The 12,468-nt window shown below is 61.1% G+C and carries 12 protein-coding genes; 6 read left to right on the forward strand and 6 right to left on the reverse strand.

What is annotated here, in order from left to right; genetic code table 11:
• Positions 1–342 precede the first annotated feature (342 nt).
• The 5 genes from AADW57_RS00630 to ilvB all read right to left on the reverse strand — a co-directional run bounded on the left by AADW57_RS00630 (position 343) and on the right by ilvB (position 5,414).
• Positions 343–777: a CopD family copper resistance protein gene (locus AADW57_RS00630; RefSeq protein WP_341668134.1), complete on the reverse strand. Its 435-nt coding sequence runs from the start codon at positions 775–777 to the stop codon at positions 343–345.
• A 29-nt stretch (positions 778–806) separates the two neighbouring features.
• Positions 807–2,084, reverse strand: coding sequence for a TRAP transporter large permease (locus AADW57_RS00635; RefSeq protein WP_341668135.1), 1,278 nt, complete (start codon positions 2,082–2,084; stop codon positions 807–809).
• Between the two features lie 20 nt (positions 2,085–2,104).
• Positions 2,105–2,602: a TRAP transporter small permease gene (locus AADW57_RS00640; protein ID WP_341668136.1), complete on the reverse strand. Its 498-nt coding sequence runs from the start codon at positions 2,600–2,602 to the stop codon at positions 2,105–2,107.
• 12 nt (positions 2,603–2,614) lie between these two features.
• Positions 2,615–3,577, reverse strand: a complete 963-nt coding sequence (locus tag AADW57_RS00645) for a TRAP transporter substrate-binding protein (protein WP_341669631.1) — start codon at positions 3,575–3,577, stop codon at positions 2,615–2,617.
• Between the two features lie 100 nt (positions 3,578–3,677).
• Positions 3,678–5,414 carry a biosynthetic-type acetolactate synthase large subunit gene (gene ilvB / locus AADW57_RS00650; RefSeq protein WP_341668137.1) on the reverse strand — a complete coding sequence of 579 codons (1,737 nt, stop codon included), beginning with the start codon at positions 5,412–5,414 and terminating at the stop codon, positions 3,678–3,680.
• A gap of 80 nt (positions 5,415–5,494) precedes the next feature.
• Between ilvB and AADW57_RS00655 the strand changes: the two genes are divergently transcribed.
• From AADW57_RS00655 to AADW57_RS00680, 6 genes are all read left to right on the forward strand, one after another.
• The gene (locus AADW57_RS00655; protein WP_341668138.1) at positions 5,495–6,220 is read left to right on the forward strand and encodes an SET domain-containing protein; all 726 of its coding nucleotides are present in this window, start codon (positions 5,495–5,497) and stop codon (positions 6,218–6,220) included.
• A 181-nt stretch (positions 6,221–6,401) separates the two neighbouring features.
• Complete coding sequence (locus tag AADW57_RS00660; RefSeq protein ID WP_341668139.1) at positions 6,402–6,923, forward strand: TRAP transporter small permease; 522 nt, start codon at positions 6,402–6,404, stop codon at positions 6,921–6,923.
• On the forward strand, positions 6,920–8,221 hold the full coding sequence (locus tag AADW57_RS00665) for a TRAP transporter large permease (RefSeq protein WP_341668140.1): 1,302 nt from the start codon (positions 6,920–6,922) through the stop codon (positions 8,219–8,221). The genes AADW57_RS00660 and AADW57_RS00665 overlap by 4 nt, the downstream gene beginning before the upstream one ends.
• Before the next feature lie 39 nt (positions 8,222–8,260).
• On the forward strand, positions 8,261–9,286 hold the full coding sequence (locus tag AADW57_RS00670; RefSeq protein ID WP_341668141.1) for a DctP family TRAP transporter solute-binding subunit: 1,026 nt from the start codon (positions 8,261–8,263) through the stop codon (positions 9,284–9,286).
• A 133-nt stretch (positions 9,287–9,419) separates the two neighbouring features.
• On the forward strand, positions 9,420–10,223 hold the full coding sequence (locus tag AADW57_RS00675) for a MetQ/NlpA family ABC transporter substrate-binding protein (RefSeq protein ID WP_341668143.1): 804 nt from the start codon (positions 9,420–9,422) through the stop codon (positions 10,221–10,223).
• Between the two features lie 15 nt (positions 10,224–10,238).
• Positions 10,239–10,892: a methionine ABC transporter permease gene (locus AADW57_RS00680; RefSeq protein WP_341668144.1), complete on the forward strand. Its 654-nt coding sequence runs from the start codon at positions 10,239–10,241 to the stop codon at positions 10,890–10,892.
• Between the two features lie 12 nt (positions 10,893–10,904).
• Here AADW57_RS00680 and AADW57_RS00685 read toward each other — a convergent pair whose 3' ends face one another.
• Positions 10,905–12,407, reverse strand: a complete 1,503-nt coding sequence (locus AADW57_RS00685; protein WP_341668145.1) for an AMP nucleosidase — start codon at positions 12,405–12,407, stop codon at positions 10,905–10,907.
• Positions 12,408–12,468 lie beyond the last annotated feature (61 nt).

Raw genomic sequence — 12,468 nt, forward strand, 5'->3', positions numbered from 1 at the left:
CTATTCGGGCAACGATGGCAAAGAACCCCTGTGAGCCGGTCAGGCTCCGGGCATGGTCGTCGGGGCGGGTCAGGCGGCTTACCGCAGGCGAAGGACCGTGCAGGGAGGCAAGCGCCTTGCTGTGTGAGTCCGGCGCTTGTGGTTCGTCCGGGGGGCGAACCGCCCGGACGAGTTCAAGGCGCGCCCGAAACGGTCCTTCGACCAGGGAACCGGCGCGCAGCGCCGGCAAGCTGTCAGCCCGGACGACCATGCCCGGAGCCTGACCGGCGTCATCCTGCTTTCTTCAGCCCCAGCTCATCAACACAGATCACTGCGACGGCAGCACAAAAACAAACCGAAAGGCTAGAACGGAAAGTAGAACAAGGACTTGGCCAGCACGACGATCAGCAACACATGCACAAAGACGCTACGATGGATCAAGCGCGAACGCTGACCTGTCATGGCACCACGACGGGTCAAGACCATGACGGCAATGAAATGCCCAAAGACGCTTAACGCCAATGCAATCTTGGCCCCCAGCAGCCAGGCCGGAGCGCCCCCGGCCGCCAACAGGGCGCGATGCTGCCAGGCCAGACCCAGCCCGGCACCATACAGCACCAGCAACACCCAGGGCATGATGCGGCGCGCGCGCCGACCCAGCTCCATTTCGACGGTGCGCATCGCCGTCTTGGGAACACGACGGGCAATCGGCGCGAGCATCAGCACCTCGAAAAATACCGTGCCGATAAAAAACAGGGCGGCCAGCAAATGGGCCAGCAACAAGGCCAGATACGTCATGAAAGCACCGAAACAAGGCGAACGATGAACTAACGATACACCAGGTCCCGTGCCCACAGGCTGACTTCAGGCACATAGCTGATCACCATCAAACACGCCATCACCACCAGCACAAAAGGCAAAAGCGGCCGAACCAGTTTTTCCAGCGAAATGCCCGCCACCGCGCAGGCGGCAAACAAATTGACGCCAAACGGTGGGGTCACCATGCCCAAAGCCAGATTGACTACCATAATGACCCCGAAATGGGCCGGATCAATACCGAAATGCAGAGCCACCGGCAACAGCAACGGAGCCAGCACCACAATCGATGCGGAGGTTTCGATGAACATGCCGATGAAAAACAAGGCGGCATTCACCCCCAGCAGGAAAGTCATAGGACTGGTAAAAATCTCGCCCAGCCAGGCCCCCAAGGCGGCCGGAATGCCGGCGCGATTCAACAAAAAGCCAAACACCCCGGCGTTGGCAATAATAAACATGATGACAGCCGTGGACACCACCGAACGGTGCAGCACCTTGGACAGATCGCGCAGACTTAATGTCCGGTACACAAACAGGCCGATGAACAAGGCATACACCACCGCCACCGCCGACGCTTCGGTAGGCGTAAAAACGCCACCATAAATGCCACCCAGAATAATCACCGGCATCAACAGCGCCAGCCAGGCCTGGCGCAATGCCGGCCACAGGCGCAAGCGCCCCTGACCGTCCTGCAGACCCAGACCGTGACGGCGCGCATACAGCCACACATACAACATCAAAGCCCCACCGATCAGCAGCCCCGGCCCCAGACCCGCCACGAACAGTTCACCCACCGATGTATCCGTGGACACGGCAAATAAAATCATGGGAATCGAAGGCGGGATGATCACGCCCAATTCCGCCGCCGAAGCCTGCAAAGAGGCCGCAAACGGGCGCGGATAGCCATGACGCACCATCGCAGGTATCAGGATGGCACCCACGGCAAACGTCGTGGCTACACTGGAACCGGCCACAGCGGCAAAAATCATGCAGGTCAGCACGCAACTACAGGCCAACCCGCCCTGAAAACCGCCCACCACACTCTTGGCAAATTCCACCATGCGGCTCGAAATGCCACCGGCCTCCATCAAGTTCCCGGCCAGGATGAAAAACGGCACGGCCACCAAAGGATACTTATCCAGCGCCGCGTACAACTGCTGGGCAATGACCAGAAAGGTCATGCGCCCTTCCCAAGCCACCCCGGCCATATTGGCCAGACCGACAGCAATGGCTACCGGCACGGTCAACACGAAAAACAACAACATGGACAAGAGCATGATCTGGGGCACGACGTCTTCTCCGGTTCAGGCTAGAGCTGCGTATCGTCAACGACCGCAGGAGCGGGATTATCGAGCCAGCGCGCCAGCAAACCCAACATAGCCAGCACCGCGCCGATCGGAATGGCAATGTACACCCAGGAAATGGACCATTCCAGACTGGGCATGGTCTGAAACCGCACGCGCCAGCTCATCTGCCCGCCCACCCAGGCCAGCAAAGCAAAAAAGACCAGGCAGATCAGCAACACCGCGCCATCCAACCAGCGCTGCGCACGCGCCTTTAACCAAAGACGCGCCACGTCTACGCTTAACATGGCCCCCTGACGCAAGGCCAGGCACAGGCCCAGCATGACTGTCCAGATCAGCGCCGCCCGCGACCAGGCCTCGCTCCAGTCGGCAGGCGACTGGAGCAGGAAACGGGCAATGACCTGATAAAACGCCGCCAGCACGGCCGACAACAACAAGGCCTGCGCCAGCCAGGACACGCCCCGGAACAGCCCCCGGTCCAGAATGGACAGCACGGCTTTCATGGTGCGCGCCGCTTACTGGGTCTGACGTATCGCGTCGACCAGCTCCTGGCCGAACTGCTTGTAATACTGCGGGTAAACGGGCTCGACCGCTTTGGCAAACGCCGCATGATCCACGGTATTGACCTGCATGCCCTGTTCCTTGACCGCATCCACGCCGGACTTTTCGATGTCGTCCACATAGACGCGCATGGCCTGGGCGGCGGCCACGCCCGCCTCCTTGAACAATTGTTTGTCGGCATCGGACAGGCCATCGTACGTAGCGGGCGACATCAGCACCAGTGCAGGACCGTACACATGCGCGGTCAGCGACAGGTATTTCTGCAACTGCGGCAGCTTGGCCGACACAATGACCGACAAGGGGTTTTCCTGCCCGTCTATGGTGCCTTGCTGCAAAGCCGTGGCCACTTCCGGCCAGGCCATGGGGGTCGCCAGGATACCCATCTGCCGGAAAGCGGCGATATGGATGGGATTTTCCGTGGTGCGGATCTTCAGGCCCTTGGCATCGTCGGGCGTGACGACCGGACGCACATTATTGGTCAAATGCCGGAAACCCTGCTCTCCCCAGGCCAGCGCCACAATGCCGCGCTTGGGGAACTCGGCCAACATGTCCTGACCGATCTTGCCGTCCAGCACATGGCGGGCATGGTTCAGATCACGAAACAGAAAGGGAATGTCGAACACACCGGTCTTGGGCACAAAGTTCAGCGTGGCCCCCGTAGACACAATAGCCAGGTCTATCGTGCCCAGTTGCAAGCCCTCGATCACCTCTCGTTCGCCACCCAAGGCGCTATTCGGGAAAGCCTCGACCTTATACTGCCCACCTTTTTCCAGCGATTCGGCCAAAGCCTTGGCACCGGCACCATAGTGCGAGCTGGTGGACAAGGCATAGGCCAGTTTCAGCGGGGTTTGCGCCCCTGCCGCCGCCGTCCAGCTCAAGCCCAGGGTCAGGGCCGCGGCCAGCAGGCCGTTCTTCATCCGTTTGCACAGCATGACTTCCCCTCCAGTTGGTATGGAACAGACTATTTAAATCGCAGGCGGGACGCGGCAACATAGGGGTTTCCACGCCCGCGCCGGTTTATTCTTCCACGTACCAGTTGTCTTCGGACAGCATCACCTGCTGGTGTCCATAGCCGGCCGGCATCATGGGAAAGCAATTTTCCAGGGCCAGGACTTCCACATTCAAGAAGAACGGGCCATCGTGCGCCAGGCAGCGCTCCAGCGCCGCATCCAACTGATCGGGCTGGGATACCGACTGGGCCTGCCAGCCAAAGGCGCGGGCCAAGGCCACAAAATCCGGCAAGGCCTCGTTATAACTGTGGCTATACCGCCCGTCGTGAATCAATTCCTGCCACTGGCGCACCATGCCCATATGACGGTTATTGCACAGAATGACTTTGACTGGGGCACGATGCTGCACGGCCGTGGCCAGTTCCTGGATATTCATCAACACCGACGCATCGCCGCTGACGCACACCACCAGCTTGTCCGGGTGCGCCACCTGCGCGCCCAGCGCCGCCGGCAGACCATAGCCCATCGTGCCGGCGCCGCCCGAGGTCAGCCAGCGGCGTGGCCGGTTGAAACGGATGTACTGCGCCGCCCACATCTGATGCTGACCGACATCGGTAGACACAATCGCATCCCGCCCCGCCAGATGCGCATCCAGGCTTTGCAGCAAATGCTGGGGCAAGATGGCATCGGCGCGCGGCGTCACCTTCAGACACTCCTGGGCGCGCCAGACCCCGATGCGCTGCCACCAGTCGTCCAAGCGCCCATCGGGCAGCTCGTGCAGTGACAGTTCTTTGCGCAACGCGCGCAGCAGCGGGTAACAATCGCCCACCAGCGCCACGTCGGCACGCACCACCTTGTCGATGGAGCCGGGATCGATATCGATATGAATCTTGCTGGCATGCGGACAAAAGTCCGACAGCCGACCGGTGATGCGGTCATCGAACCGCGCACCGACGCAGATGATCAGGTCGGCATGGTGCATGGCCAAATTGGCCTCCAGCGTGCCGTGCATGCCCAGCATGCCCACGAACTGCGCATCCTTAGCCGGATAGGCACCCAGCCCCATCAGGGTCAGGGTGCAGGGCGCGCCGGTTTCCTGCACCAGACTGGTGAAGGCATGGCAGGCATCGGCCCCGGAATTAATTAAACCGCCGCCGCCATAGAACACGGGGCGGCGGGCGTGGGCGATCAAGGCAGCCGCACGCTTAATCGCCGCTTCCTGAACCGGCGAGGCCTGAGCGACGGGCGCTTGCGCTTCCTCGGGTTCTACATGGGCCGCCGGAGCGGCCGCCATCTGGATATCCTTGGGAAAATCCAACAGCACCGGGCCGGGACGGCCCTGCATGCACAGGCGCAGCGCCTTGGCACCCAGCGCCGCCACGTCCTCGACACGGCGCACCTGGGCATTCCATTTGGTCACAGGGCGCGAGATGCCCACGGCATCGCACTCCTGAAAGGCAGACGTGCCAATCGCCGTGGTGGCCACCTGGCCGCTGATGCACAATACCGGAATGGAATCGCACAAGGCATCAAGCAAACCCGACGTGGTATTGGCCATGCCAGGGCCGGAGGTGACCAGCACCACGCCGGGTTTGCCTGTGCTGCGCGCATAGCCTTCGGCCGCATGCACGGCAGCCTGCTCGTGACGCACCAGAATGTGGCGAATTCGCGGCTCGGCATACAGAGCGTCGTACAGCGGTAACACCGCTCCGCCAGGATATCCAAAAATGGTATCCACCCCCTGGGCGATCAAAGTTTCAAGCAAGAGTTGCGCGCCGTTGCGAGCGATCGGTTCGACTGACATGGTTACGTGGCCCTGCAAGTTCGGTAAGAGTAAGATAGAGATCGCCTTCCAGTTTATTCTTTTTTACAGGCACTTCGCTCATGGTCGCTCCACGCCAGCCCTGGCACATCGTCAAACCCTCGCAGTTGCATGGCAACGGCGTGTTCGCCAACCGGGATATTCCGGCCGGCACCCGCATCCTGCAATATGCCGGCAAACGGCTGACGCCCGAGCAGGCCGACGCGATGTTCCCCGTCAATCCGGACGATCCTTTCCACACGTTCTTCTTTGCGTTGAGCAACGGCAAGATCGTGGACGGCGGGCAAGGCGGCAACGACTCGCGCTGGATCAACCATTCCTGCGCCCCCAACTGCGAAGGCCACGAAAACAGCGATGGTTCGCGCGTGTTTATCGTCGCCATGCGCGATATCCCGGCCGGGCAAGAACTCTTGTACGACTATTCGCTGGTCATCGATGACGAAATCACCGACGAACTTAAACAGAACTACCGCTGCCTGTGCGGTGCCCCCCAGTGCCGCGGCACCATGATCGCCCCACAACCGGCCGACGAACGCCGCCAGGCCGCTGCAAACGAACTGCGCGCCGCCGCCGCCGAGCTGGAAGCCGAACTGGAACACGCCCGCACGGCCCCGCTGGGAAAGCCAGCCAAGACCGAGGTCTCGGTGGACGAGGATAACGACGACAAGAGGAAAGACAAAAAGAAAAACAAGAAAGATAAAAAGTCCAAAAAGAAAAAGGACGGCAAAAAAGACAAAAAAGCCGATAAAAAAGAGAAAAAGGACAAGAAAGAAAACAAGAAGAAGTAGGACGCCTGCCGGGTCGGCGGGCCAATCAGGGCCTGCGCCTTGTCAGGACGTTGGGGCGAAAGGCAAGGAGCGTGCTGTTTGAGGAGCACGCTGGCGGCTCGTCCGGGGGAAATTACCCACTGCCAGCGCGCCCCATGACCGCTAGCATGTAGCTTTGTCGCAAACACCCGCCTCCCTTCACATGCAATCCTGCTCCCACGATCAACCGGGCGAACATCCGGCCTCCTCTCCAGAGTCCGCCCCCTGCATCCCTTTGCAACTGGAAGACTGGGCATCGGTCCTGATCATGGGCATGCTGGCGCTGATCACATTTGCCAATGTCATCGTCCGCTATCTGACTGATTCCTCCTTTGCCTGGACCGAAGAAATCTCCATTTTCCTGCTGGTGGTGCTGACCTTGAACGCCGGCTCCAGCGCTTTTGTGCGCCATCTGCATATCCGCATCGAAGTGCTGGCCGACGCAGGGGCCGAACGGCGTCGACGTCGCATGGCTCTGTTCGCTATTGGCGTGACGCTGCTGTTCTTTGTAGGGCTGGCCGTGCTGTCGGGTCGCATGGCCCTGGACGAGCTGGAGTGGGGCGATACATCGCCTTCCATCGGCGTACCCACCTGGTGGTATTCCATGTGGCTGCCCATCCTGTCCACCACCCTGAGCCTGCGCCTGCTGGGCATGTGGCTGCGCCGCTGGCGGAGCACGCCATGATCGCCACGGGCCTGTTCCTGATCTTTATTGCTCTGATGGTGCTGGGCGTACCGGTGGGCGTGGCCCTGGGGCTGGGCGGTGCCTTTGCCATCGTCATGTCCAATCTGGATACGCACTGGTTTGGCCTGATGGCCGTGCCCCAAAGTTTTTATGCCGGTCTGGCCAAGTACCCGCTCCTGGCCATTCCCATGTTCGTGCTGGTGGGCTCTATTTTCGACCGCTCCGGCGTCGCCGCCCGCCTGGTCAACTTTGCGATTGCCGTCGTCGGACGCGGCCCCGGCATGCTGCCGCTGGTGGCCATTGCCGTGGCGATGTTCCTGGGGGGCATCTCCGGCTCGGGGCCGGCCTGCGCCGCCGCCGTGGGCGCGGTCATGATCGGTGCCATGAAACGCGCCGGCTACCCCAGTTCCTTCTCGGCCAGCGTGGTGGCGGCAGGCGCAGCCACCGATATCCTGATTCCGCCCTCGATCGCCTTTATTGTCTATTCCGTCCTGGTGCCCGAGGCCTCCGTGCCGGCGCTGTTTGCCGCCGGCATGCTACCCGGCATCCTGGCGGGCCTGGGCCTGGTCATCCCCGCCGTCTGGCTGTCGCGCCGCCACAAGCTGGGCACGGCGGAATCGCAGCTGCCACGTCCGCCATTCTGGCGCAGCCTGCGCGAGGCATCTTGGGGATTGATCGCGCCGGTCATTATCCTGGGGGGCATGCGCATGGGCCTGTTCACCCCGACCGAAGCGGCCGTCGTGGCGGTGTTCTACGGCTTATTCGTAGGCATGGTCGTGTATCGCAGCATACGGGTGCGCGATCTGTTCGAAATCCTGCGCGAAGCGGCCGAACTGTCGGCTGTGATCATGATGGTGGTGGCCCTGGCCGGTATTTTTGCCTGGGCCTTGTCCACGCTAAGCATCGTCGATCCGCTCACCCATGCCATCATCCACTCGGGACTGGGCGAATACGGCATTCTGGCGCTGATGATCCTGCTGCTGATCGTGCTGGGCATGTTCCTGGACGGCATTTCCATCTTTCTGATCTTCGTGCCGCTGTTCATGCCCATTGTGCACAACTTCGGCTGGCACCCGGTCTGGTTCGGCGTGCTGCTGACCCTGAATGTAGCGCTGGGCCAATTTACCCCGCCGGTGGCCGTGAACCTGATGGTGTCCTGCCGCATCGCCGGCGTGCCGATGGAAAGCACGCTGCGCTGGGTGGGCTGGCTTTTGCTGGGCATGGCCAGCACCATGCTGCTGGTCATCGCCCAACCCGACATCGCCCTGTGGCTGCCGCGCTACCTGGGTTTCAACTAGAACGATTCGTTATTGCTGACCAAAAAGGGAGACTAGCCCATGAAACTGCGACACATCCTGGCCGCCCTGGCCTGCACGGCCGCCACACTGGCCGCCGTTACCCCCGCCCAGGCGGCCTACAAATCCGAATACAAGCTGTCTATCGTGGTGGGCACGACTTTCCCCTGGGGACAAGGTGCCGTGATCTGGTCCGACCTGGTGCGCGAACGCACCGATGGACGCATCAATATCAAGATATATCCGGGCACCTCGCTGGTGCAGGGCGACCAGACGCGCGAATTTACCGCCATCCGCCAGGGTCTGATCGACATGGCCGTAGGCTCCACCATCAACTGGTCTCCGCAGATCAAGCAGCTGAACCTGTTTTCACTGCCCTTTCTGCAGCCGGACGCCAAGGCCACCGATGCGCTGATCCAGGGCGAAGTCGGCAAAGAGCTGTTCGGCTATATCGAAAAAGCCGGCGTCGTGCCGCTGGCCTGGGGCGAGAACGGCTTTCGGCAACTGAGCAATTCCAAACACGTCGTCTCCAAGCCCGAGGACATGAAAGGACTGAAGCTGCGTGTGGTGGGTTCGCCACTGTACATCGACACCTTTACCGCCTTGGGTGCCAACCCCACGCAGATGAGCTGGGCCGATGCCCAGCCCGCCCTGGCCAGCAAGGCCGTGGACGGCCAGGAAAACCCCCTGTCCATCTATGCCGGTGCCAAGCTGTATGACGTACAGCAACAGTACCTGACACTCTGGAACTATGTGTCCGATCCGCTGGTATTCGTGGTCAACCGCGATGTCTGGAAATCCTGGTCGCCCGAAGACCAGAAGATCGTGCGCGAAGCGGCCATCGAAGCCGGCAAGCGCGAAATCGAAATTGCCCGCAAAGGAATCACGGCGGCCGACCCCAGCCTGCTCAAAGAGATCGAAGGCCACGGCGTGACCATTACGCGCCTGACGCCCGAGCAACATCAGGCCTTTACGCAAGCCACCGCACCCGTGGTCGAAAAATGGACCAAGACGATCGGCGAGGATCTGGTCAAAAAAGCACGCGAGGCCATTGCCCAGACGCGTTGATGTCACGCGCCGCAAGCGCAGGCTATATGTTTACGCCTGCGCCCGGCATAACCTTGTAAGCACTCTGTCGTAGGGCGCAGACGGCCAGCTTCCTAGAATGGATCTATCCATTACGTTTATCAAGGAAGCCGCCATGAAACCCAATCTTGCCCGCCGTCTGCTCGCCCTGTTCGTTCTGACCTCCTCTGCGGCCTGGGCCAGCGATGCGCCCCTGAAAGTCGGCGTGCGCGGCGGCGTGGACGAACAGATCTGGGAAGTCGTCACCCAGGTCGCCGCCAAAAACGGCCTGAAGGTGCAACCCATCGTCATTACCGGCACCGCCAGCCCCAACGAGGCCCTGAACAATGGCGATCTGGACGCCAACTCCTTTCAGCACATTCCCTACCTGAACGACCAGATCAAACAGCGCGGCTACAAAATCGTACCGGTCGCCCACACCTTGATCTCGCCCATTGCCTTTTATTCCCAACGCCACAAGAACATCAAAGACCTGCCCGAAGGGGCCAAGGTAGGCATTCCCGACGACCCCAGCAACCAGACCCGTGCGCTGGTGGTGCTGCGCGACCACGGCCTGATTACCTTGCGAGACGGCGCAGACCCGCGCAAAGGCTCGATTACCCTGGCCGATGTGGTCAGCAATCCCAGAAAGCTGAACTTCGTGGAAAGCGCCTCCGTGGTGCTGGCCCGTTCGCTGCCTGACGTGGACGCCGCTGCCATCGTCAACAGCTTTGCCTATCAGGCAGGTCTGATCGCTACCCGCGACGGCATCGCCATCGAAAAGGCCGACAACAATCCCTATGTGAACATCATCGCCGTACGCGAACAGGACAAAAACGCGCCCTGGGTGCCGGAACTGGTCAAGGCCTACCACTCGCCGGCGGTGAAAAGCTTTATCGAGAGCAAATTTGAAGGCTCGGTCATCCCTGTCTTTGACTGATGGCGCACCCCTACCATGTCTTCGCCACCTCTCGACAAGTACCTGAACGCCTTCCTGGAAACGACGATTATGGTGGGCATCTCCTCCATCATCGCCATTGCGGCCGGTCTGCTGATCGCACTGATGCTGACCATTAGCGGCCCGGGAGGCATCTACCCCCTGCCCCGTTTCAACAAGACGCTGTCGGTGCTGATCAACGCTTTGCGCGCCGTGCCTTTCATTATTTTATTGATCGCCATGCTGCCGGTCACTCGCGCCCTGGTCGGCACCACGCTAGGCACCTGGGCCGCTATTGTGCCGCTCTCGGCCAATCTGATCCCGTTTTTTGCCCGCATCGCCCAGGTCAGCCTGAACGATGTGGACCCGGGTCTGATCGAAGCGGCACGGGCGATGGGTTGCGAGCGCCGTCACATCGTGCGGCATGTGCTCTTGCCCGAGGCCCTGCCGGGCATCATCGGCGGCATGACGGTCTGCGTCATCGCCATGATCAATGCCTCGGCCATGGCCGGTGCGGTCGGGGCGGGTGGTCTGGGCGATCTGGCCATACGCTATGGCTACGAACGCTACGAAACCCGCGTCATGTTCGAAGTCATCGTGATCCTGATCGCCGTGGTGTCGCTGATCCAATTTACGGGCGAATGGCTGGCGCGCCGGGTGAACCACCGCTGACGCGCCCCCGCTTTACTGAAACGCCGTTTCCAGAAAGCTGCGCAGCTTGCGCGAATGCAGACGTTCCTTGGGCATGTCGCGCAGCAGCTCCAGCGCCCGTATGCCGATGTGCAAGTGCTGACCGACCTGACGCGCATAGAACTCGCTGGCCATGCCCGGCAACTTCAGTTCGCCGTGCAGCGGCTTGTCGGACACGCACAACAAGGTGCCGTACGGCACACGGAATCGGAAACCATTGGCCGCGATGGTGGCCGACTCCATATCCAACGCAATCGCCCGCGACTGCGACAGACGGCGCACCGGTTCGTGGTGATCGCGCAGTTCCCAGTTGCGATTGTCGATGGATGCCACCGTGCCCGTGCGCATGATGCGCTTGAGCTCCCAACCCGACAGGCCCGCAACCTCGGCCACGGCCTGCTCCAGCGCTACCTGTATCTCCGCCAGTGGAGGGATGGGTACCCAAGTGGGCAGGTCATCGTCCAACACGTGATCCTGGCGTACATAGCCGTGGGCCAGCACATAGTCGCCAAGGCGCTGCGTCGTGCGCAGCCCTGCGCAATGGCCCAGCATCAGCCAGGCCGCCGGACGCAGCACAGCCACATGGTCGGTAATGGTCTTGGCATTGGACGGCCCTACCCCGATATTGATCAGGGTAATGCCCGAATGATTGGCCCGCCGCAGATGGTAGGACGGCATTTGCGGGGCGCGCGCCAGCGGCGCACCCACCGTGGCCGCCTGTTCGCCCGCTGGGGTAATGATATTGCCCGGTTCGACCAGATCGATATAGCCCTGGTCGTCCGCCGCCAGCACATCGCGCGCCCACTGGCAAAACTCGTCCACATAGAACTGGTAATTGGTGAACAACACGAAGTTCTGGAAATACTCCGGGCGCGTCGCGGTGTAGTGCTGCAGGCGATGCAGGGAATAATCGATGCGCGGCGCACTGAACGGGGCCAGAGGCAAAGGTTCGTTATGCACGCGCTCCCAGGTGCCATTAACAATGGCATCGTCCATGACCGCCAGATCGGGCACATCGAAGTGATCCCGCAAGGTATCGCCGGGCGATTCGGGCACGACCGTCACCGTGGACTTGACGCCATTGCTCAAGGCGAAATGCAGGGGAATAGGCAAAGACGATTCACCGATCTCTACCTGCACGCCGTGATTGCGGATCAGCAGCTCCAACTGCTCCAGCAAATAGTCGTAATACAAATCGGGGGCCGTGACCGTCGTCATGTAGGTGCCCGGCTCGACCACATGACCATAGGACAGGCGGCTATCTACTTCCTGGTAGGTTTCCACCCGCAGGCGCACTGCCGGATAGCAAGCCCGAAAACGCTGGCCGCGCACAAACCCCGTTTGCAGGCACTGGGCAAAGGAATCACGCAGAAACGCCGTATTCCGGTCGTAGATCGTGCGCAATTGCTCCACGGCACGGCGAGCATCCTCGTAGCCCTCGAACGGCATCAATTCGGGCGTAATGGTCGTGCGGGCGAAACCGGTCTGATCAAGCATGGCGACAATTCCAGGACAAAAAGCGAGTATACGAAAGCAGGCATGACAATCATAAGCGGTT

The organism is Alcaligenes sp. SDU_A2 (assembly GCF_038237375.1).
Lineage (GTDB): Bacteria > Pseudomonadota > Gammaproteobacteria > Burkholderiales > Burkholderiaceae_B > Alcaligenes.